The following is a 20,445-nucleotide window of genomic DNA, read 5'->3' as shown; positions in this document are numbered from 1 at the left end:
GTCGTCGCGGTGGCCATGAAAATCAGTCGTCATCGGGCCAGCGCGGCGCGGCCGGACGGTCGTCGCGGCGTGGTACCCCGTCGGCGGCATGTACCGCCTGCCATACCGCCAGTGCATCCACGGTGACCGCCACGTCGTGCACACGCACCATGCGCGCGCCACGCTGAACCGCGATCAGCGCCGCCGCCGCCGAGCCGGCCGCGCGATCGGACGGCGCGGTCCTGCCGGTCAGCGTGCCGATCATGCTCTTTCGCGACAGCCCGACATACACGCCACTGCCCAGGTTGGCGAAACGCTCCAGCGCGCAGAGCAGCGCAAGGTTGTGCTCCAGCGTCTTGCCGAAGCCGAAACCGGGATCGAGCATCACCTTGCGCCGGTCGATGCCGGCCATCTCGCAGGCGAACAGCCGGTCGGTGAGAAACCGGTGCACCTCGCCGACCACGTCGTCGTACTGCGGATCGGACTGCATGCCGCGCGGTTCGCCCTGCATGTGCATCAGGCACACCGGCACGCCGAGTTCGGCCGCCGCGTTCATCGCACCGTCGCGGCGCAGCGCATACACGTCGTTGATCATGCCGGCGCCGGCTGCCACCGCCGCGCGCATCACTTCCGGCTTGGAGGTGTCGATCGCGATCGGCAGGGTGGTCCGCGCGATCAGCTGCTCGATCACCGGCAGCACGCGACGCAGTTCCTCGTCCAGCGGCACTTCGGCCGCGCCGGGGCGGGTCGACTCGCCGCCGATGTCGAGCATGTCCGCGCCCTCCTCCGCCATGCGCAGGCCATGCGCCACGGCCGCCTCCACGCCGGCATGGGCGCCGCCGTCGGAAAACGAATCGGGGGTGAGGTTGAGGATGCCGACCACGCGCGGGCGATCCAGCCGCAGCGGGCGTCCGGCGCAATCGAGCACCGTGGCAAACAGATCGTTCGACATGCTCATGTCCTCACTGGCTCAATGCTTCGGGGGATCGGGATACGGTCGAGCCGGTCAGGCCCCGACCTTGCCGCCGAGCTCGCCCATGAAGCTGCGATAGTGGCGCAGCTCCGCGATCGAGTCGCGGATGTCCGACAGCGCCGTGTGCGCGGATTCCTTGCCCACGCTCTTGGCGATCTCGGGCGCCCAGCGCCGTGCCAGTTCCTTCAGCGTGGACACGTCGAGGTTGCGATAGTGGAAGTACCGCTCGAGCCGCGGCATCTGCCGATGCATGAAACGGCGGTCCTGGCAGATCGAATTGCCGCACATCGGCGACTTGCCCGGCGGCACCCAGGCGCGCAGGAAATCCACCGTGGCCTGCTCGGCCATCGCATGATCGGTCTGCGAAATCAGCACCTGCCGCCACAATCCCGATTTGTGGTGCTGGTTGGTGTTCCAGCTGTCCATCGACTCCAATTGGTCGATTTCGTGGCGTATCGCGAATACCGGACCCTCGGCCAGTACGTTGAGATCCTTGTCGGTCACCACCGTGGCGATCTCCAGGATCGAGTCGTTGTCGGTGTCGAGGCCTGTCATCTCCAGATCGATCCAGATCAGGTTTTCTTCGTGGGCTTGGCTCATGAGCTCTCCTTGTGGGCAGGAGTTTATCAGTCTTGCCGGCCGACTCATGCCGGGCGGGCTTTTGGGCATGCGATCATCGCGCCATGCATACCTTCTTCTGGCACGACTACGAGACCTTCGGCGCCGACTCGCGGCGCGACCGGCCGGTGCAGTTCGCCGGCGTCCGCACCACGCTGGAGCTGGAGATCATCGGCGAGCCGGTGATGTTCTACGGCAAGCCGCCCGTGGAAATGCCGCCGCACCCGGATGCCTGCATGATCACCGGCATCACCCCGCAGCTGGCCCGGCGCGAGGGCGTCAACGAGGCCGAATTCGCCGCCCGCGTGCACGAGCAGCTGGCCACCCCGGGCACCTGCGGGGTGGGTTACAACTCGCTGCGCTTCGATGACGAATTCACCCGGCAGATGCTGTATCGCAATTTCTACGAGCCGTATGGCCGCGAATGGGAGAACGGCAATTCCCGCTGGGACCTGATCGACCTGGTGCGCATGTGCCAGGCGCTGCGGCCGGAGGGCATCGTCTGGCCGATCCGCGAGGACGGCTCGCCCAGCTTCAAGCTGGAACACCTGGCCAGCGCCAACCGCCTCAGCCAGGAGCGCGCCCACGATGCGCTGTCCGACGTCTACGCACTGATCGACCTGGCCCGGCTGATCCGGGTGCGCCAGCCGCGCCTGTGGGACTGGTACTACGCGCTGCGGCGCAAGCAGAAAGTGTTCGAGATGCTCGACGTGGTGGCGATGACGCCGGTGGTGCATGTCTCCTCGCGCTATCCGGCCAGCCGCCATTGCCTGGCCGTGATCGCGCCGCTGGCGGCGCATCCGGGTCGTGCCGGCGAAATCATCGTGTACGACCTGGCCACCGACCCGACCGAGTGGCTGGCCCTGGACGAGGACGACATCGCCGACCGCATCTTCACCGCGCGGGCCGACCTGCCCGACGGAGTCGAGCGCATCCCGCTGCGCACCGTGCGCGCGAACCATGCGCCCGCGCTGGCGCCGCTTTCGGTCCTCCAGGGCGTCGACCAGGAGCGCCTGCAACTGGACCTGCCGCGCTGCCTGGCGCATCGAGACCGGCTGCTCGCCGTCGACGGCCTGGCCGAAAAGCTGCGCCGGGTGTTCCAGCGCGCCGCCGAGCTGCCGCCGCCGGAAGATCCCGAGCTGGCGCTCTACGGCGGCGGTTTCCTGCCGGACGCGGACAAGCGCCTGCTCACCCAGGTACGCGCCACGCCACCGGATCAGCTCGGCTCGCGGGCGTTTCCGTTCCGCGACCCGCGCTACCCGGAACTGCTGTTCCGCTACCGCGCGCGCAACTGGCCGGACACCCTCGACGGCGAGGAACGCGCACGCTGGGACAGCTTTCGCCGGGCCCGGCTGACCAGGCACACGGCCCTGACCGGGCTGACCCTCGACGAGTACTTCAACCGCCTCGATGAACTGCGCGACGATCCGCAGGCGCAGCATCAGCTGGTCCTGCTCGATCAGCTGCAGGCCTGGGGCGAATACCTCGCCGCCAGCATCGACGCGGCCTGACCCCCTTCCCGCCACCTCACCGAAACCATGTCCCAGACCTACTTCACTCCCGCCAGCTTCCGCTTCCTGCGCGCGCTCGACCGCAACAACAGCCGCGAATGGTTCCATGCCCACAAGGACGACTACGAGCGCCACGTGCGCGAGCCGTTCCTGCAGCTGATCACCGACCTGCAGGCACCGCTGGCGAAGATCAGCCCGCACTACCGCGCCGACCCGCGCAAGAACGGCGGCTCGCTGTTCCGCATCCACCGCGACACGCGCTTCTCCCACAACAAGCTGCCGTACAAGCCCTGGCAGGGCTCGCGCTTCTTCCACGAGCGCCGCCACGAGATCCCGGCGCCGTCGTTCTACGTGCACCTCCAGCCCGGCGACTGCTTCGCCGGCGGCGGCATGTGGCATCCCGAGCCGGACGCGCTGAAGCACATCCGCGGCTTCCTCGCCGACAACCCGGCCGCGTGGAAGAAGGCCACGCAAAGCAAGGCGTTCCGCGAACGCTTCACCTTCTTGGGCGAGTCGCTGAGCCGTCCACCGCGCGGCTTCGATCCAGATCACGAGCTGATCGAGGACCTCAAGCGCAAGGACTTCGCCGCCGGCGAGAACTTCGACGACGCGCTGGCCTGCTCCGCCGAACTGCTGCCGTGGGTGGTGGAGAACTTCAAGCGCGTCGCACCGCTGGTCGATTACCTGTGCGCGGCGCAGGAACTGGACTTCTAGACCCGTGCCCGGCGCTTCGTCGTCATCAGGAAGATCGCCACGCCGATGCCGATGCACGCCGTCAGCGCCACATAGTGCGCTGGCGCGAGCACGCCCATGCGCTTGACCAGCAAGCCGATCAATGGCGGCGTCAGCCCACCGAACAACGCGTACGCCACGTTGTAGGAAAACGACAGCCCGGAGAAGCGCACCGCCGGCGGGAACGACACCACCATCAGCGCCGGTATCACGCCTGAGACGCCGGTGCTGAATCCGGCCAGCGCATACAGCACGATGAAATGTGTCGCACCGGCCTGCAGGTCGAGATACAGGGCATAGGTGGCCAGCAGCAGGCCGATCGCGCCCACCAGCAAGGCCTGTGCGTAACCGATGCGATCCGCCAGCAGGCCGTAGCAGATGCAACCGATGGCCAGCGCGAACGAGGCGATGTTGTTGCCGAGGAAGGCGCGCGCCGGCTCGATACGGAACACCGACTGCAGCAGCGAGGGCGTCATCAGGATCACCACCATGATCGCGGCGGTCAGCATCCAGGTCACCAGCATCGATCGCAGCACGGCGGGCAGGTGCCGCGCGAACACCTGGCGCAACGGCAAGCCGCTGACCAGCTCCTTGCGTGCATGCATCGCCTCGAACACCGGCGTTTCGCTGAGCCAGCGGCGCAGCCACACCGCAAGGAAGCCGAACACGCCGCCGATCAGAAACGGCAGACGCCAACCGTAGTCGAGTACCTGCGCCGGCGTCATGCCGCGATTGATCGCCGCGGCCACCAGTGAACCGATCAGGATGCCGACCGTGAGACCCGAGGTCAGGCTGGCGCAGGCAAAGCCGACCCGCTGAGGCGGCACATGCTCGGCCACGAACACCCACGCCCCCGGCACCTCGCCACCGACCGCGATGCCCTGCATCACCCGCAGCAGCAGCAACAGCAGCGGCGCCAGCATGCCGATCCGTGCGTAGACCGGCAGCAATCCGATCGCCAGTGTTGGCACGGCCATCAGGAACACGCTGAGCATGAACATTCGCTTGCGCCCCAGCGTGTCGCCGTAGTGCGCCATCACGATGCCGCCCAGCGGCCGCGCCAGGTAACCGGCCGCGAAGATGCCGTACACCTGCAGCTGTGCCAGCCATGCCGGAGTGGCCGGCGGAAAGAACAGATGGCTCAACGGGATCGCGAAGAACACGAAGACGACGAAGTCGTAGAACTCCAGCGCACCACCCAGCGCGGACAAGGAGAGCGTTCGGACGTCACGGCGACGCAGTCCGTCAACGACGGGGCTGGCAGGTCTCGAGGCGATCATCGTCAGGGGCATCCTGGCTGTTTTGCAAGCCCGTCACCTTACCCGAAAGCCTGGTCCGATCCGCCGGATCTGCCGCGTTTCACCCACCGACGTGCAATCTGTGCGCTGCGTCAATCGCATGGCCGCAGGAACCTGCTAGTGTCCATACGCCGTCGCATGGTCAAGGGGAGTCGTGCGGCTTCAAACGATGCCCGAAAGGCATCATCCAGAGTCGACCTGCCTGCATGAACGGGTGGTAGTCGTTCCCGTTGCTGCATCCCGAGTCGGCTTCCTGCGGCGCTTCGCCGCCTGCTATGGGGAGAGACATACGTGCAACGGATCAAACGCACTTTGTTGTTGCTATCACTGGCCGTGGCTTGTTCCACGGCGCATGCCGCAGTCACCGGCGTGGCCCTGGTTCACGGAACCGGCAACCAGACCGACGCCTACAACGATTACTGGCAGGCCGGCATGGTCGAGGGCGTGCGCAACGGCCTCACCGACCGCAACAACCTGCTGGTGGTCAACTGCGACTTCACCCGGTACATGTGGGATGACCGCGCCGCCGGCTGCCTTGCCGGCCAGCTCACCAGCTTCATCCAGAACCGCCACCTCGACCGCCTGATCGTGATCACGCACTCCAACGGCGGCAACGTGATGCGCTGGATCCTGTCCAACCCGACCTGGGATGCACGCTATCCCAACATCATCCAGCACCTGGTCAAGGTCGACGCGATCGCTCCCTCCAGTGCCGGCACGCCACTGGCCGATGCGGTGATCGCGGGCAACGTGTTCGAGTCCGCCCTGGGCTGGCTGCTCGGCTACCAGAACGACGCGGTGCGCCAGCAGCAGGTGGGCTGGATGGCGACCTACAACCAGCAGTACCTGCTCGGCACCGCGGGTCGGCCGGCGCTGCCGGTACCGTTCCGCGACGTGGTCGGCACGGATGTGGTCTCCGGCTTCTGGACCAGCCAGGCCTACTGCGGCGGCTACAGCAGCAGCGTGGGTCTGGAGATCACCCAGAACTGGCTGAGCAGCTGCTCGGACGGCTTCATCGAATGTTCCAGCGGTACGGCGGCAGGCACGCTGTGGTTCAAGGACACCCAGCGCACCAGCGGTGGCTCGGTGCTCAACCACAACCAGAGCCGGCGCGCCTGCTTCGGGCTGGAATCCATTCTCGCCAACGACATCAAGGGATGATCACCATGAAACCAGGGATTCCCGCCAGCGCCCTGCTGGCCATCTGCACCGCCCTGCCCGCGTTCGCCGGCACCCATGTGCTGCTGCCGGCGCAATCCGGCGACATGCTGCCGTCGACCCTGCTGGCACGTGCCGTTGCGGCCCGGCCCGACCCGACCATGGCCTCCGCGCCGCCGATGCACGTGGAGCGCCGGCCGGTCAGCATCAGCTGGGCGCTGCCGCACGACGCCAGTTTGCAGAGCGTGCCGCAGCCGTTCACCCGCAGCAGCCGCGAATACTGGATCGACGTCTCGGCCAGCGAGTTGCAGCAAGGCATCCGGCTGCCGCTGAGCGCGCCGGGGGCGATCATCCGGCTCAGTCCAAGCGACCCGCAAGGCGGTCACCTGCAACCGGGCAACGTGAGGTTGCAGCTGGGTCATCAGTCGATGACCCTGGATCGGGCCGCCAGCACGCTGGCCGACGCGCAATCGATGCGGGCTGCCGGCATGGACGTGCCACAGGCGTCGACGGTGCTGAAGCTGCGGCCCGAACTGGGCAGCGGTCTGGCCACCCTGCAGGCACCGGCAGCCAGCGGACGCTATGTGGTGCACGTGTTCGAACCGCAAAGTCCGTTCACCGTCACCGCGCGGGCCGATCGTGACGACCTGCTGCTGGGCGGCGACGTGCATGTGCGCGTCGCGATGCAGGAGGCGGACAAGGACGCGCCGCTGATCGCCGTGGGCGGTTTTCTGCGCGCGCCCGATGGCAGCACCACCCTGCTCGACTACCGGCGCCAGGACGACGGCAGCTTCACCACCGACGCCCGGCCCCGGAACATCCCCGCCACCCCGGGTTTGTGGGAAGTGCACAGCTTCACCGCGGGCACCGATGCCGCCGGCAATGAAGTGCGCCGCGACACCACCACGGTGTTTGCCGCGGCGGTGCCCACGGCCCGCTTCAGCGGTATCGCCGAAACGGCCCGGGCGGGCGATCGCGGCATCGACATCGCGCTGGGCGTGACCGCGCAAAGCGCCAGCCGGTTTGCCGCGTCCGCCGTGCTGTATGGGCGTGCTGCCGATGGGTCGATGGTGCCGGCGGCGTTCGCGCAATCGGCAGCGATGTTGCGCAGGGGTGACGGCCAGCTGGTGCTGCATTACGACCGGGCCAGCCTCAAGGGCATCGGCGCGCCGTACGAGCTGCATGACCTGCGCCTGCAGGATCAACCGGCGCTGGGTCTGGTCGAACGACGGGCGCTGGCGATGCGTTTCGACACGCCGTAGTTCGCACCCTCGGCCCGCGCCCGTCCAGGGCGCGGGTCGAATCTCGCCCTTCACTGCGCGGAGGCGACCTCGTACAACTCGATCGGCAGGCCATCGGGGTCGGCGAAAAAGGTAAACCGGCAATCGGTGTATTCATCCACGCGGATCGGCTCGCAGGCGACTCCGCGCGCTTCCAGTTCGACCACGGCCGCGGCCACATCCGGAACCGCGAAAGCCAGGTGCCGCAACCCCAGCGCTTCGGGCCGCGAGGGCCGCGGCGGCGGATGCGGAAACGAGAACAGCTCCAGTTGCACCCCGGGCGAAACCTGCAGATCCAGCTTCCACGAATCGCGTTCGCGCCGGTACACCTCGCGCAGGATCGGCAGCCCCAGCGTCTCGCTGTAGAACGCCCTGGAGCGCGGGTAATCCGAGCAGATCAACGCCACATGGTGGATTGCCGACAGGCGCATGCCGCTGGTCAGCTGCGCGGCGAACGGTTCTTGAACAGCATGCTGATCCCGAGCAGGACCAGCACCAGCGGCCACCAGGTCGCGAACAGCTCGCCCAGATGCAGGTTGAAACCAAAATTGCGCATCAGGAACAGGATGCCGATCACGATCAGGATGATGCCGGATACGCTGCCTTTCATCGGGAGCTCTTGTCAGGAATGGAGTGCGGTCACTGTGCGCAGTGCGGCGCACCGAGTCAATCGGCGCGCCGTCCGCAGCAGCGGAACGACGAGGAAGGAAATTCAGGCCTCGGCGAACGGAAACGCCAGCACGTCGGCGATCGCATCGGTGTCGGCCAGGCACATCAGCAGGCGCTCCACGCCGAGCGCCACGCCGGCACAGTCCGGCATCGCATCGAGCACGGCGAGCAGCCGCTGGTCGAGCGGCACTTCGCGCAGCCCGCGCTGGCGGCGCACCTCGTTGTCGCGTTCGAAGCGGGCACGCTGCTCACCGGCATCGTTCAGCTCGTGGTAGCCGTTGGCCAGTTCGTGCGGACCCAGGTACAGCTCGAAGCGCTCGGCCAGCGGCGGGTCGCCGGCGCGGATCTTCGCCAGTGCGCACTGACTGGCCGGGTAATCGTGGATCACCGTGATGCGCTCGCGCGCGAACGCCGGTTGCAGCCGGTGCGTGATCAGCAGGTCGAGCCAGTCGTCGCGCCCCAGACCCTGAGGACCGATGCCGAACTCGGCCAGCGGCGCCTGCAATTCGTCGAGCGGGGCATGCAGCGGGTCGATGCCCAGTTCATCCAGGAACAGCTGCCGATAGCTGGTGATCGTCACTTCGGCACGGCGGCCGAGCATGCCCAGCGCCGCCTCGACCAGTTCGATGGTCTCGCCCATCAGCCGGCGATGATCCCAGCCGAGCCGATACCACTCCAGCATGCTGAACTCGGGATTGTGCCGGCCGCCGGCCTCGCCGTTGCGGAACACCCGGCCCAGCTCGTAGCAATCGCCGACACCGCCGGCGAGCAGCCGCTTCAACGGAAACTCCGGCGAGGTGCGCAGCCAGCGCTCGCGGGCGCCGGCATCGACATGGCCATGGAACCCGGTGCTGAAACTCTCGATGTTCGGGTCGGTGTTGCCGGCGGCCGAGAGGATCGGCGTCTCCACTTCCAGCACATCGCGCCCGGCGAAAAAACCACGGATCAACGCATACAGGCGTGCGCGAAGCTGCAGTGCGGCTATCCGGTCCGCGCCCATCAGGCCGCCTCGTGTTCGTGCAGCAGGGCCAGCAACTGCGCTTCATCCCATATCGCCACACCCAGCTCCTTCGCCTTGTCCAGCTTGGAACCGGCGGCCTCACCGGCGACGACGAAACTGGTCTTCTTCGACACCGAGCCGGAGACCTTGGCGCCAAGCGCCTCCAGCCGCTCGCCGGCCTCGTCGCGACTGAGCGAGTCGAGCGTGCCGGTAAGCACGACGGTCTGTCCGGCCAGCGGCAGCCGGTCCGCCACCGCCGTCGCCGGAATGGCCTCGAACAGACGCTGCATGGCGGCCTCCGCTTCGCGCAGGCCGGCCAGTGCCTGCGGGTCGGCGAGGCAGGCCTCCAGGCCGGCTACCGCGGCCTGCGGCAGACCGGCGGTGCTCCAGTGCGCCGCCCCGCCCGCCTGCAACTGCGCGAGCGTGGGGAAATGCCGGGCCAGCAGCTTGCTGCTCTTGGGGCCGAGCTTGCTGATGTTGGCCATGTCCAGCAGCACGCCCAGGTTCAGCCGGTCGCGCAGCAGCGGCGATGGCGCGGTCTCGTCCTGCAGCACGATGCCGGCGGCGAGCAGTGCATCGACCACGCGCTGATTGCCTTCCTGGGCGAAGAATTCCGCAATCGAGGTGGCCACTTCGGCACCGACATCCGGCAGTACGCGCAACACTGGCGCCGGCATGCTGCGCACGAAGTCGAGCCGGCCCAGCCAGCTCGCCAGCGTCTTCGCCGTGCTCTCGCCGATGTGCATGATGCCGAGCGCGAACAGGAAACGTGCCAGGGTGGTCTGCTTGCTGGCCTCGATGCCCGCCACCAGGTTCTCGGCCCATTTGGTCGCCACCTTGCCCGCCTTCACCGTCTCGGGCGTGGTGCCGTCGCGCTCGTCGATGCGTCGCTTCATCTCGACCAGGTCGTCCACGCCCAGGACATACAGATCGGCCGGCGTGCGCACGATGTCGAGCTCCACCAGCGCCTCGGCGAAGCGCTCGCCCAGGCCTTCGATGTCCATCGCACGACGCGAGGCGAAATGGATCAACGCCTCCTTGCGCTGGGCCGCGCAGATCAGGCCGCCGGAACAGCGCCAGGCCGCCGCGCCCTCATCGCGAACCAGGCTCGATCCGCACACCGGGCAATGCGTCGGCATGACCCAGGGCACGGTTCCGGCCGGACGCTGGTCCTCGATCACCCGCACCACCTCCGGGATCACGTCGCCGGCGCGGCGCACGATCACGGTGTCGCCGATACGCACGTCGAGTCGGGCGATCTGGTCGGCATTGTGCAGCGTGGCGTAGGTCACCGTGACGCCACCGACCTGCACCGGCTCCATTCGCGCACGCGGCGTGGCCGCGCCGGTACGGCCGATCTGCACCTCGATGTCGAGCAGGCGGGTGGTCTGCTCCTGCGCCGGGAACTTGTGCGCCAGCGCCCAGCGCGGCGCCCGCGAGACGAAGCCCATCTCGCGCTGGCCGGCGTAGTCGTCCAGCTTGTAGACCACGCCGTCGATGTCGTACGGCAGCGCATCACGCCTGGCCCCGATGCGCCGGAAATACGCCATCAGTCCATCGAAGCCGCGCGCGGTATCCACTTCGGGCGACACCGGGAAGCCCCATTCGCGCAGCTGCCGCAAGGTGGCGGAGTGCGTCGGCGGCAGGTCGCCGCCCTCGACCACGCCGACGGCGTAGGCAAAGAAGCTCAGCCGCCGTTTCGCGGTGATCGCCGGATCGAGCTGGCGCAGGGAACCGGCGGCGCCATTGCGCGGGTTGGCCAGCGGCTTCTCGTCGTGCTTGCGCGCGTACTCGTTGAACGCCTCGAAATCCTTGCGCAGCATGACCACCTCGCCACGTACCTCCAGCACCTCGGGCCAGCCTTTCCCGCGCAGCTTCAGCGGAATCGCCCGCACGGTGCGCAGATTCGCGGTGACGTCCTCGCCGGTCTCGCCGTCCCCGCGGGTGGCGCCCTGCACGAACAAGCCATGTTCATAGCGCAGGCTGATCGCCAGCCCATCCAGTTTCGGCTCGACCGAGAATATCGGCTCGCGCCGGTCCAGCGTCTGCTCGATCCGCCGCTCGAACTCGGCCACTTCGCGAAAGCGTTCGCGCTCGCTTTCACCTTCCTGCTCGAACGCGTTGCCCAGCGACAGCATCGGGATCGCGTGGCGCACCTCGGCAAAGCCGCCGCTCGCCCGGGCACCGACCTTGCGGGTCGGCGAATCGCTGGTGGCCAGTTCGGGATATTCCGCTTCCAGCGCTTCCAGCTCGCGCATCAGGCGGTCGTAGTCGAAGTCGGTGATGCCCGGGTCGTCGAGCACGTAATAGCGGTAGTTGGCCTGCTCGATCTGCGCCCGCAGCGCGGCGGCACGGGAGCGGATCTCGGCAGGGGCTGGTCGTTCGGTCATGGAGGAGTTCCTTGGCTACGGCCCAGTTTACCGACAGCGGCGCATTCCAGCCGCCAACGTAAGCGAAATGAAAGCAGACCGGGATAGCTTTCCCGCTACACGAAGAATCTGTCCGCGGTGGGAGGGCAAGATCATGCGCGTATTGCGATATCTGGCAGTCGTGGCGGCCATCGCCACGTCCGGCACCGCCATGGCCAGCGGCGGACCGCTGGGAATCGACCATCGCCTGCACTATGACAACAGCGGCATCTGGAAGCGCAGCAACCAGAATGCGCTGATGTACGGCACGATCCTCACGGTGGCCGGTGGCGCACTGGCATTCGGCGACAACGACAAGCTGGGCGACACGTTCTGGCGATCGGTGGATGCCATGGTGATCGCCGGGGTCGGCGCGCAGGCGATGAAGTACACCTTCCAGCGCGAGCGGCCGTCACAGACCTCGGACCCCAACCGCTTCTTCCAGGGGAGCCACGCGCAGAGTTTCCCCAGCGGCGAGGTCACCGCGATCTCGGCGGCGGTGACGCCGTTCATCGTCAACTACGGCCATGACCATCCCGCCGTCTATGCGCTGGCCCTGCTGCCGGCCTACGACGCCGTGGCCCGCATGAAGACCCGCGGCCACTGGCAGAGCGACGTGCTGGTGGGTGCGGCACTGGGCACCGGCGTGGGCATCTGGGCCGCGCGTCGCCACTCGCCGTTGATCATCGGCTGGCTGCCGGGCGGCTTCCAGGTCGGCTTTGTGCACCACTTCAAACCTTGACGGTACGGGCCTTGCTTGTGCGGGCCTTGCCGATGCTCAGCGCGGCGGCTGCCCCGCCGGGTCCGCCGGCTGGTTGATCTCGAGCACGCGTACGCGGCGCTTGTGGCCATCCGGCATCGGCCAGTCGATCTGCTGGCCGCGCGACAGCCCGAGCAGGGCGCTGCCTACCGGCGCCAGGATCGACACCGTGCCGGGCGCACCGGCTGCCGCCGGATACACCAGGGTCAGGGTGAGATTGCCGCCGCTGCCCTCCTCCTCGAACGTCACGGTGGAGTTCATCGTCACGGTATGCGCCGGCATCGCCACCGGCTCGACCACATCCGCACGGTCGAGCTGGGCGCGCAGCGCGGCGAAGCTCCCCGCCTGAGCCGAGGGCTGGCGTTCGAGCAGCGCTTCGATGCGCTCCATGTCGGTGCGGGATACGGTGATCGGCGGCTGGCTGCTCATGAGCTCGTTCCTGGTGCTGGCGGCTCCTGCCGCGCAAAAGCTCGCGCCGGAACGAAAACGTCCCGGCGCGAGTGATCGGTAATGGGCCGCCACAACGGGGTGAATCGTGGCTTGCGATGAAACACCGCTGACTCTGCAGAGTCCGTTCGCGAAAAGCAAGCTGTCACAGCAGTTATCATGCCTGAAGATGCCTCTCCCAGCCGTCGCGAGTCCCCCGTCACCGCCGCCGTGCCCAGCTCGACGACGGTGTCCGTCGACCCGTCCGGAGCATCTTCGCGCGAGCGCTTCCGCGGCCTGCCGTGGCTGGTCACCGCTGATGGCGGGCCTGATGATGGTGCCGCAGGCGACGGGGTCGATAGCCGCCAAATGGGCGATCAACCGCTTGCTGGTCCGCCTGGGCTATCGCCGCCTGCTGCTCGGCAACACGCTGATCGTGGCGTTGCTGCTGACGACGTTCGCCCTGCCCGGCCCGGGCACGCTGGTGCGGGCGATCGCCACGCTGACGTTCTGCTACGGCATCTTCACCGGCCTGCAGTACACCGCGATGAACACGCTGATCTATCACGACGCGGGCATCGAGCATGCCTCGATGCTCTCGTCGATGGCTTCGACCGCGCAGTACCTGGCGATGAGTTTCGGCATCGCGCTGTCCACCCTGCTGATGGGCGCCACGCTGCAGTGACACGCCCACGAGGATACGTCATCGCGTTCCGCTGGACCGTGCTGCTGCTGGCCCTGATAACCGCAGTGGCCGGCCGCGTTTTCAGCCCGCTGCCCCGGGTTGCAGGCCGCCGCTCGGGTGCAACCGCAGGGCTCTGGATGCCGGTAGCCTCTGGCCTGTGCAGCGCCCCGGGCTGATACCCTATGCGGCGCGTCGTTCGACGCTGCCATGTCACCAGAGGATTCTTCATGCGAAGGCTGATCGCCCTGGCCGCACTGCTTGCCAGCGTCCCGGTATGTGCGTCCGAATCCGGCGCCGACATCAATTTCCATCTTGCCGCCCATCCGGTGGGCTGGATCGCGCTGGCGCTGTTCGTGCTGGCCTACGTCGGGGTGATCCTGGAGGAGCGCATCCATGTCGCCAAATCCAAGCCGGTAGTGCTGGCCGCCGCGTTGATCTGGGGCCTGATCGCGTGGAAGACCGGTGGCACCGGCGGAACCCAGGATGCCAGGCATGCCTTCGAGGCGATGTTTCTGGAGTACGCGGAGATCTTCTTCTTCCTGGTGGTGGCGATGACCTATGTCACCGCCATGGGCGAGCGCGGCGTGTTCGAAGCGCTGCGTACCCAGCTGACCAAGCGCAACTTCAGTTATCGCTCGCTGTTCTGGATCACCGGCCTGCTGGCGTTCTTCCTGTCGCCGATGCTGGACAACCTGACCACCGCGCTGGTGATGTCGGCCGTGATTCTGGCGGTCGGCGCCGGCAACGCGCGATTCACCACGATCGCCCTGATCAACCTGGTCGTCGCCGCCAACGCCGGCGGTGCATGGAGCGCGTTCGGCGACATCACCACGCTGATGGTATGGCAGGCCAACAAGGCGCAGTTCTTCGACTTCTTCCATATCTTCCTGCCCTCGCTGGTCAACTGGCTGGTGCCGGCCGTGGCGATGTTCTTCGCGCTGCCGAAGGGACGTCCCGAACCCGCCGAGGGCAGCAACCCGATCAAGCCGGGTGGCATCAGCATCTGCCTCACGTTCGGGCTGACCATCGCGATCACCGTGGTCGGTCGGCAGTGGCTGGGCATGCCCGCCGCCTACGGCATGCTGACCGGTCTGGCGCTGCTGAACCTGCTGGCCACCCGCATCGACTACAGCCAGCGCCGCTATGCGCTGGCCCAGGGCATGGAACCGCAGACCTACTCGATCTTCCGGATTATCGCCAACGCCGAGTGGGACACTCTGCTGTTCTTCTACGGCGTGTTCGCCTGCGTCGGCGGTCTCGCCGCACTGGGCTACCTGGAACTGGCTTCGGTGCACATGTACGGCAGCCTCGGCTTCACTCTCGCCAACTCGATCATGGGCCTGCTCTCGGCGATCGTGGACAACATCCCGATCATGTTCGCCGTGCTGAAGATGAATCCGCCGATGGATCACGGCCAGTGGCTGCTGATCACGCTCACCGCCGGCGTGGGCGGCAGCCTGCTGTCGGTCGGTTCGGCGGCCGGCGTCGCCTTGATGGGCGCCTCGCGCGGGCAATACACCTTCATGAGCCATCTGCGCTGGAGCTGGGCGATCGGGCTGGGTTATGTCGCCAGCATCGCCCTGCACATGTGGATGAACGCACACCTGTTCGGCGGCAGCTGACCGCCGCGCGCCATCCCGGCGGGACAACCGGAGCAACTCGAGCCCATGCATCATGCCAGCGACATCCTGCTCACCCTGTTCATCATCTTCATCGCCGCCCAGCTCGGCGCGGAGATCGCGCAGCGGCTGAAGCTGCCCGGCGTGGTCGGCGAGATCGCGGCCGGCTGCGTGGTCGGCCCGTCGCTGCTGGGCTGGATCTCGCCCGAGCAGATCGTGCCGGGCACGCCGCTGGATGTGCTGGCCGAGATCGGCGTGGTGCTGCTGCTGTTCTCGGTCGGCCTGGAGACGCGCCTGGACGATCTGAAGAAGGTCGGCAGGAGCGCCTTCCTGGTCGGCGTGCTGGGCGTGGTCGTGCCGTTCGGCGCCGGCGCCCTGTGGGCCCATGGCGAAGGATTCGAATGGGTCAAGTCGCTGTTCGTGGCGGCCGCCTTCGTGGCCACCTCGGCCGGCATCACCGCCCGCGTGCTGCAGGAACTGGGCGTGCTGCAGCGAACCGAAAGCCGGGTGATCCTCGGTGCCGCGGTAATCGACGACATCCTCGCCATGCTGCTGCTCGGCATCGTCTCCTCGCTGCAGGGCGGTGGCTCGCTGAACGTGCAGTCGCTGCTGCTGACCCTCGGTGGCGCGGTGGGCTTTGTCGCGATCATCGGCTGGGGCGGCACCCGGATGATGCGGCGGCAATCGGGCTGGCTGGAAGCACCGATCAGTCCGCATTCGGCACTGACCCTGGTGCTGGCGCTGTGCCTGGGGCTGGCCTGGCTGTCCACCCGCTTTGGCCTGGCCGCGATCATCGGCGCCTTCCTGGCCGGCATGATCGCCTCGGAGACGCGCCAGCGCGACGAGCTGGAACACCAGACCCTGCCGCTGCTGTCGTTCCTCACCCCGTTCTTCTTCGTGGTGACCGGCGCCAAGATCAATCTGGCCGAACTGGCCAGTGCCGACGCGCTGTTGATGCTGGCCGTGGTTACCGTCATCGCGATCGTGTCCAAACTGGCCGGCGGTTTCCTCGGCGCGCTGTCGCTGGGCCGTCGCAGCGCGACCATCGTCGGCTTCGGCATGGTGCCGCGCGGCGAGGTCGGCGTGGTGATCGCCAGCCTCGGCCTGGCCGCCGGTGTCTTCAGCGAGCGGATCTACGCGATCATCGTGGCGATGTCCCTGCTCACCGCGATGGTGACACCGCCGGTGCTGGCGTGGTTGCTGAAACGCCAGCGCGATGCGGACAGCGCCGGGACGGGAGTCGACACGGGCGGCTGAGCCATCGTGTTACCGGACCGGGGCTTCGACGGTTCCGGCCGACGTGAGCGCACCCTTTCCTGCGGGACTGGGGATATGCTCTCACTCTCAAGCCGACAAGGCTTCCAGGAGTCATGCGTGGATACAAACAAGACCGTACTCATCGTCGATGACGATGTCCTGGTGCTGGAGTCCATCGACCTGCTGGTATCGATGGCCGAAGGTTTCCAGAGCATTCGCGCGTTGGGGTCGGCGGGAGCGGCAAGCCACCTGGAGCATGCCCATATCGATGTCATCGTCGCCGATGTCATCCTGGCCGGCAGCATGACCGGCATCGACGTCTGCCGGAAGGCGATCGAGCATCACCCCGAGGTCGCCATCGTGGTGATTACCGCGGACAACGAAGTGAATCGCTCGGATCTTCCCGAACGCTGGGTCTTCCTGCGCAAGCCGTTTGGTGGGGAACAGTTGCTGGAGGCCATGGACAAGGCCATGGCCAAGGCGCGGAGCGAGCAACCCGGCGCCTGAAACCCGCTGCCAGGCTTCGGCACCGGCCGTAGCGGGAAGGCAGACCGCAGCTGCCGCCGAGGCGGCAGCTCGGCTCAGACCATCAGTTCCAGGGACATTTCCTGCTCGTGCCCGGGTGCTTCCTGCACTGCTTCGGCAGCTGTTTGCAGATGGGCTGGCTCATGTCGGTCTTGCAGCTGCCCAGCGAAGGTGTTGGCGATGTACCGCCGCCCTGGCCGGCGCCACCGTTGCCGGCGCTGCCCGAACCACCGCTCGGGGGGCTGCTGGGCGTGCCACCCGAACCGCCACCGGAACCGCCACCCGACGTGCCACCGCCAGCTGGCGGCGTGGTCGGCGGAGTGCTCGGCGGCGTGCTCGGTGGGGTGCTCGGTGGGGTGCTCGGTGGGGTGCTCGGTGGGGTGCTTGGCGGAGTGCTTGGCGGAGTGCCGGTGGAACCTCCCGCAGTGCCCGAACCCGAGCTGCCGCCCGTCGCAGCTCCCGAACCGGGGGCCGTCGCCGCAGGGGTCGCCGCCAGGTTGCCACCGGTCGCCGCCGTCGGCTGATCGCGACATGTCTGCGGTACATCCGAATATTTGCCCGCCGCCAGCCCGCAGTGCCAGCTGACGCTGCCGGAAAAAGTCGGCGTCAACTGCAGGATCGGGTCGATGGTGGCGCCGGTGTTCTGCGTGGTTGCCACGATCACGCCATCCGGGTGGATCACGATCGAGGCACAGTTCCGGGTAGGACTGAAGGTGAACGTGGTCGATTGCATCGATACCGCCAGCTTGGCCGGGCCGATCAGGCTGAGGCACTCGGAGACCCGGCTGCGGGTCGTATAGGTGCCGTAGGCCGGTATCGCGATGGCCGAAAGGATGGCAATGATCGCCACGACCACCATCATTTCGATCAGCGTCATGCCTTTCGAGTTGAAATTCAGCTTCATCATTCGTTTGCAGTCCCGGATCAGGAAATGACGGGCCGCTCCCGTCACGGGGACATACGCAACATCCATGCCAGCTCGCACACCGCTTGCCGCGGTAATTTCCGGATGACGCTCTCCGCGTGTACAGGCCGCTGAGCGGCACCTGACCACGGAAAGCGTCAGGCAACGATCCCTGCAGATATCGTCCACTGGCTGCAGATCCACGCCAGTGATCCGGGAACGGTCTCGAAAGATCGCCGACTCGACCACGAGCCCTCAAGGCGCCGGATCGGCGGCACCCGCGCAGATTGCCGCTCCATGAAAAAGGGCCGGCAAAAGCCGGCCCTTTTTCTGCCCCCTGCATCACCGGCCATCATGGCCGGCATGGGATCAGTTCATCCAGGTCTTCACTTGGCGAACAGGTGCTCGACACCCGCGCGCTCCTCGCGCAGTTCCTTTTCGGTGGCGTCCATGCGAGCGCGCGAGAACGCGTTGATCGCCAGGCCCTGCACGATCGTGTACTTGCCGTCCTTCACCGTCACCGGATAACCGTAGATCACGCCCGGCGCGATGTCGTAGGAGCCGTCGGACGGAATCCCCATCGAGGCCCAGTCGCCTTCGGCCGTGCCCTGCGCCCAGGTGCGCATGTGGTCGATCGCGGCCGACGCGGCGGATGCGGCCGACGAGGCGCCGCGTGCCTTGATGATCGCCGCACCGCGCTGCTGCACGGTAGGAATGAAGTCGGCTTCGTACCAGGTCTGGTCCACCAGCGACATCGCGGCCTTGCCGTTGACGGTGGCGTGGTGCAGGTCCGGATACTGGGTCGAGCTGTGGTTGCCCCAGATCGTCATTTTCTTGATGTCGGTGGTATGCGCGCCGGTCTTCTCGGCCAGCTGCGACAGTGCGCGGTTGTGGTCCAGGCGGACCATCGCGGTGAAGCAGCCCGGATCCAGATCCGGCGCGTTCTGCTGCGCGATCAGCGCGTTGGTGTTGGCCGGGTTGCCGACCACCAGCACCTTCACGTCGCGGCTGGCGTGGTCGTTCAGCGCCTTGCCCTGCGGGCCGAAGATCGCACCGTTCGCTTCCAGCAGATCCTTGCGCTCCATGCCCGGGCCGCGCGGACGGGCGCCGACCAGCAGCGCGTAGTCGACATCCTTGAATGCCACGTTGAGGTCATCGGTGGCGACCACGCCGGCGAGGGTCGGAAACGCACAGTCGTTGAGCTCCATCACGACACCCTGCAGCGCCGGCAAGGCCGGGGTGATTTCCAGCAGGTGCAGGATCACCGGCTGGTCCGGACCCAGCATGTCGCCGGCGGCAATGCGGAACAACAGGGCATAACCGATCTGGCCGGCGGCACCGGTAACGGCAACTCGAACGGGGGCTTTCATGGGGTTGGCTCCTTGGATGAAATATTCAATGGGGTTCGCAGCCGATCGTCAGACCAGCTCGGCGAAGAACTGCTGGATCCGCTGCAGGCCCGGCGCCAGTTGCGCCGTCGGGCAGGTATACGAAATGCGCATCGCGCGCGGCTCGCCGAAGGCCGAACCCGGCACGCAGGCGACCCCCTTGGCTTCCAGCAGCGCGGCGCAGAACTCGACGTCGTTGCCGATGCTCACGCCGTCGTGGCGCTTGCCGAACGCCACGGAAATATCCGGGAACGCGTAGAACGCGCCCTGCGGTCGCGGGCAGACCACGCCGGGAATCGCCCTCAGCGCGGCAACCACCGTGTCGCGCTTGCCGGCAAACTCGGCGCACTTTGCCTGCGGGATGTCCTGCGGCCCGCTGAACGCCGCCACCGCCGCCGCCGTGATCACTTCCGGCAGACTGGTGATGTGGTTGGAGTTGAGCGTGGTGACCGCCCTGGCCACCACTTCGGGGCCGGCGATCAGGCCGACCCGCCAGCCCGGCATGCCGTAGGTCTTGGACACCGAGTCGACGAAGATCAGCCGCTCGCGCAGCTCCGGCCGGGCGAACACGAAATTGTGGTAGCCGATGCCGTCGAACACCATCGAGTTGTAGATGTCGTCGGTGACGATCCATGTGTCCGGATACTTCGCCAGCACCCCGGCCAGTCCGGCGATTTCCTCGTCGGTGTAGACCATGCCGGTCGGGTTGGACGGGTTGTTGAACAGGAACACCTTCGGCTTGCGCGCCAGCGCCGCATCGAGCTGGGCCGGCGTGAGCTTGTAGTTCTGCTCCGCACCACAATGCATCACGTTCGTGCGGGCCCCGACGATATCCGCGATATCGCGGTAGGTGGTCCAGTACGGCGCGGCGAAACAGATCTCGTCGCCCTCGTCGAGCAGCGCCTCGGCCAGGTTGTACAGCACCTGCTTGGCGCCGATGCCGATCGACAGGTTCAGCCGCGTGTAGCCGCTGAAACCCAGGGCCTCGATATGCTGCAGGAACGCATCCAGCAGGGCCTCGGCACCGCGGTTGCTGCCGTACTGGCCCGAGTCGTGCGACAGCGATTCGCGCGCGGCGGCGTAGACATGCTCGCCGGGCAGGAAATTCGGCACGCCGATCGAGAAACTGATGATGTCGCGGCCGGCGGCCTTGAGCTGTTTTGCCTTCTCGGCAATGACCATGATCGCGCTGGGCTTGGCACGGCCGACACGCTGGGCGAGCTGGGGCATGGGTCTCTCACGCAGGGGGGAGGAA

General features: G+C 67.1%; 20 protein-coding genes. 9 read left to right on the top strand and 11 right to left on the bottom strand.

Annotated features, from left to right (window positions below):
- Nucleotides 1-22 precede the first annotated feature (22 nt).
- Nucleotides 23-937, bottom strand: coding sequence for a dihydropteroate synthase (folP, locus tag ACFPPA_RS08180; RefSeq protein WP_377319077.1), 915 nt, complete (start codon nt 935-937; stop codon nt 23-25).
- Between the two features lie 48 nt (nt 938-985).
- Complete coding sequence (orn, locus tag ACFPPA_RS08175) at nt 986-1,552, bottom strand: oligoribonuclease (protein WP_377319075.1); 567 nt, start codon at nt 1,550-1,552, stop codon at nt 986-988.
- 83 nt (nt 1,553-1,635) lie between these two features.
- Here orn and sbcB point away from each other — a divergent pair, with 83 nt between their 5' ends.
- Nucleotides 1,636-3,081 carry an exodeoxyribonuclease I gene (sbcB, locus tag ACFPPA_RS08170; RefSeq protein ID WP_377319073.1) on the top strand — a complete coding sequence of 482 codons (1,446 nt, stop codon included), beginning with the start codon at nt 1,636-1,638 and terminating at the stop codon, nt 3,079-3,081.
- A gap of 27 nt (nt 3,082-3,108) precedes the next feature.
- Nucleotides 3,109-3,795, top strand: coding sequence for a DUF2461 domain-containing protein (locus tag ACFPPA_RS08165; RefSeq protein WP_377319071.1), 687 nt, complete (start codon nt 3,109-3,111; stop codon nt 3,793-3,795).
- On the opposite strand, the gene ACFPPA_RS08160 is transcribed toward ACFPPA_RS08165, so the two are convergent.
- Nucleotides 3,792-5,093: an MFS transporter gene (locus ACFPPA_RS08160; protein WP_377319069.1), complete on the bottom strand. Its 1,302-nt coding sequence runs from the start codon at nt 5,091-5,093 to the stop codon at nt 3,792-3,794. The two genes, ACFPPA_RS08165 and ACFPPA_RS08160, sit on opposite strands and share 4 nt — an antisense overlap.
- Nucleotides 5,094-5,402: 309 nt before the next feature.
- Between ACFPPA_RS08160 and ACFPPA_RS08155 the strand changes: the two genes are divergently transcribed.
- Nucleotides 5,403-6,272, top strand: coding sequence for a hypothetical protein (locus ACFPPA_RS08155; RefSeq protein WP_377319067.1), 870 nt, complete (start codon nt 5,403-5,405; stop codon nt 6,270-6,272).
- 5 nt (nt 6,273-6,277) lie between these two features.
- Nucleotides 6,278-7,531 (top strand): DUF4785 domain-containing protein, encoded by a 1,254-nt coding sequence (locus tag ACFPPA_RS08150; protein ID WP_377319065.1) that lies wholly within the window; start codon nt 6,278-6,280, stop codon nt 7,529-7,531.
- Between the two features lie 50 nt (nt 7,532-7,581).
- On the opposite strand, the gene gloA2 is transcribed toward ACFPPA_RS08150, so the two are convergent.
- The 4 genes from gloA2 to ligA form a co-directional block, all read right to left on the bottom strand.
- Nucleotides 7,582-7,980 carry an SMU1112c/YaeR family gloxylase I-like metalloprotein gene (gene gloA2, locus ACFPPA_RS08145; protein ID WP_377319063.1) on the bottom strand — a complete coding sequence of 133 codons (399 nt, stop codon included), beginning with the start codon at nt 7,978-7,980 and terminating at the stop codon, nt 7,582-7,584.
- An 8-nt stretch (nt 7,981-7,988) separates the two neighbouring features.
- Entirely contained in the window at nt 7,989-8,159 is a 171-nt protein-coding gene (locus ACFPPA_RS08140) for a LiaI-LiaF-like domain-containing protein (protein ID WP_377319061.1), read from the bottom strand.
- Between the two features lie 102 nt (nt 8,160-8,261).
- The gene (gene epmA, locus ACFPPA_RS08135; protein ID WP_377319059.1) at nt 8,262-9,218 is read right to left on the bottom strand and encodes an EF-P lysine aminoacylase EpmA; all 957 of its coding nucleotides are present in this window, start codon (nt 9,216-9,218) and stop codon (nt 8,262-8,264) included.
- A complete protein-coding gene (ligA, locus tag ACFPPA_RS08130; RefSeq protein ID WP_377319057.1) occupies nt 9,218-11,608 on the bottom strand; it encodes an NAD-dependent DNA ligase LigA in 2,391 nt (796 codons plus the stop codon). Before ligA ends, epmA begins: the two co-directional genes overlap by 1 nt.
- 133 nt (nt 11,609-11,741) lie before the next feature.
- Between ligA and ACFPPA_RS08125 the strand changes: the two genes are divergently transcribed.
- Nucleotides 11,742-12,368, top strand: a complete 627-nt coding sequence (locus ACFPPA_RS08125) for a phosphatase PAP2 family protein (RefSeq protein ID WP_377319055.1) — start codon at nt 11,742-11,744, stop codon at nt 12,366-12,368.
- A 36-nt stretch (nt 12,369-12,404) separates the two neighbouring features.
- On the opposite strand, the gene rnk is transcribed toward ACFPPA_RS08125, so the two are convergent.
- Nucleotides 12,405-12,815, bottom strand: coding sequence for a nucleoside diphosphate kinase regulator (rnk, locus tag ACFPPA_RS08120; protein ID WP_377319053.1), 411 nt, complete (start codon nt 12,813-12,815; stop codon nt 12,405-12,407).
- Nucleotides 12,816-13,131: 316 nt separating this feature from the next.
- On the opposite strand from rnk, the gene ACFPPA_RS08115 reads away from it, so the two are divergent.
- The 4 genes from ACFPPA_RS08115 to ACFPPA_RS08100 all read left to right on the top strand — a co-directional run bounded on the left by ACFPPA_RS08115 (nt 13,132) and on the right by ACFPPA_RS08100 (nt 16,880).
- Nucleotides 13,132-13,497, top strand: coding sequence for an MFS transporter (locus ACFPPA_RS08115; protein ID WP_377319051.1), 366 nt, complete (start codon nt 13,132-13,134; stop codon nt 13,495-13,497).
- 227 nt (nt 13,498-13,724) lie between these two features.
- Entirely contained in the window at nt 13,725-15,119 is a 1,395-nt protein-coding gene (gene nhaD / locus ACFPPA_RS08110; protein ID WP_377319049.1) for a sodium:proton antiporter NhaD, read from the top strand.
- Between the two features lie 45 nt (nt 15,120-15,164).
- Nucleotides 15,165-16,373, top strand: coding sequence for a cation:proton antiporter (locus tag ACFPPA_RS08105; RefSeq protein WP_377319047.1), 1,209 nt, complete (start codon nt 15,165-15,167; stop codon nt 16,371-16,373).
- Between the two features lie 117 nt (nt 16,374-16,490).
- Entirely contained in the window at nt 16,491-16,880 is a 390-nt protein-coding gene (locus ACFPPA_RS08100; RefSeq protein ID WP_377319045.1) for a response regulator, read from the top strand.
- Nucleotides 16,881-16,962: 82 nt separating this feature from the next.
- On the opposite strand, the gene ACFPPA_RS08095 is transcribed toward ACFPPA_RS08100, so the two are convergent.
- The 3 genes from ACFPPA_RS08095 to ACFPPA_RS08085 form a co-directional block, all read right to left on the bottom strand.
- Nucleotides 16,963-17,805 (bottom strand): pilin, encoded by an 843-nt coding sequence (locus ACFPPA_RS08095; RefSeq protein WP_377319043.1) that lies wholly within the window; start codon nt 17,803-17,805, stop codon nt 16,963-16,965.
- Between the two features lie 383 nt (nt 17,806-18,188).
- Nucleotides 18,189-19,172, bottom strand: a complete 984-nt coding sequence (locus ACFPPA_RS08090) for a malate dehydrogenase (protein ID WP_377319041.1) — start codon at nt 19,170-19,172, stop codon at nt 18,189-18,191.
- Nucleotides 19,173-19,220: 48 nt separating this feature from the next.
- Entirely contained in the window at nt 19,221-20,420 is a 1,200-nt protein-coding gene (locus ACFPPA_RS08085; protein WP_377319039.1) for an aminotransferase class I/II-fold pyridoxal phosphate-dependent enzyme, read from the bottom strand.
- Nucleotides 20,421-20,445 lie beyond the last annotated feature (25 nt).

Origin of the sequence: Rhodanobacter ginsengisoli (genome assembly GCF_042657065.1) — a bacterium.
Taxonomy (GTDB): Bacteria; Pseudomonadota; Gammaproteobacteria; order Xanthomonadales; family Rhodanobacteraceae; genus Rhodanobacter; species Rhodanobacter ginsengisoli.
The sequence above is the reverse complement of the archived record's forward strand: the minus strand, read 5'-3'. Positions and strand labels throughout refer to the sequence as shown.

Excerpts from the sequence above, each read along its gene's own strand:
- folP (WP_377319077.1), bottom strand. The coding sequence starts at position 937 with ATGAGCATGTCGAACGATCTGTTTGCCACGGTGCTCGATTGCGCCGGA.
- orn (WP_377319075.1), bottom strand. The coding sequence starts at position 1,552 with ATGAGCCAAGCCCACGAAGAAAACCTGATCTGGATCGATCTGGAGATG.
- sbcB (WP_377319073.1), top strand. The coding sequence starts at position 1,636 with ATGCATACCTTCTTCTGGCACGACTACGAGACCTTCGGCGCCGACTCG.
- ACFPPA_RS08165 (WP_377319071.1), top strand. The coding sequence starts at position 3,109 with ATGTCCCAGACCTACTTCACTCCCGCCAGCTTCCGCTTCCTGCGCGCG.
- ACFPPA_RS08160 (WP_377319069.1), bottom strand. The coding sequence starts at position 5,093 with ATGATCGCCTCGAGACCTGCCAGCCCCGTCGTTGACGGACTGCGTCGC.
- ACFPPA_RS08150 (WP_377319065.1), top strand. The coding sequence starts at position 6,278 with ATGAAACCAGGGATTCCCGCCAGCGCCCTGCTGGCCATCTGCACCGCC.
- gloA2 (WP_377319063.1), bottom strand. The coding sequence starts at position 7,980 with ATGCGCCTGTCGGCAATCCACCATGTGGCGTTGATCTGCTCGGATTAC.
- ACFPPA_RS08140 (WP_377319061.1), bottom strand. The coding sequence starts at position 8,159 with ATGAAAGGCAGCGTATCCGGCATCATCCTGATCGTGATCGGCATCCTG.
- epmA (WP_377319059.1), bottom strand. The coding sequence starts at position 9,218 with ATGGGCGCGGACCGGATAGCCGCACTGCAGCTTCGCGCACGCCTGTAT.
- ligA (WP_377319057.1), bottom strand. The coding sequence starts at position 11,608 with ATGACCGAACGACCAGCCCCTGCCGAGATCCGCTCCCGTGCCGCCGCG.
- ACFPPA_RS08125 (WP_377319055.1), top strand. The coding sequence starts at position 11,742 with ATGCGCGTATTGCGATATCTGGCAGTCGTGGCGGCCATCGCCACGTCC.
- rnk (WP_377319053.1), bottom strand. The coding sequence starts at position 12,815 with ATGAGCAGCCAGCCGCCGATCACCGTATCCCGCACCGACATGGAGCGC.
- ACFPPA_RS08115 (WP_377319051.1), top strand. The coding sequence starts at position 13,132 with ATGGCGGGCCTGATGATGGTGCCGCAGGCGACGGGGTCGATAGCCGCC.
- nhaD (WP_377319049.1), top strand. The coding sequence starts at position 13,725 with ATGCGAAGGCTGATCGCCCTGGCCGCACTGCTTGCCAGCGTCCCGGTA.
- ACFPPA_RS08105 (WP_377319047.1), top strand. The coding sequence starts at position 15,165 with ATGCATCATGCCAGCGACATCCTGCTCACCCTGTTCATCATCTTCATC.
- ACFPPA_RS08095 (WP_377319043.1), bottom strand. The coding sequence starts at position 17,805 with ATGATGAAGCTGAATTTCAACTCGAAAGGCATGACGCTGATCGAAATG.
- ACFPPA_RS08090 (WP_377319041.1), bottom strand. The coding sequence starts at position 19,172 with ATGAAAGCCCCCGTTCGAGTTGCCGTTACCGGTGCCGCCGGCCAGATC.
- ACFPPA_RS08085 (WP_377319039.1), bottom strand. The coding sequence starts at position 20,420 with ATGCCCCAGCTCGCCCAGCGTGTCGGCCGTGCCAAGCCCAGCGCGATC.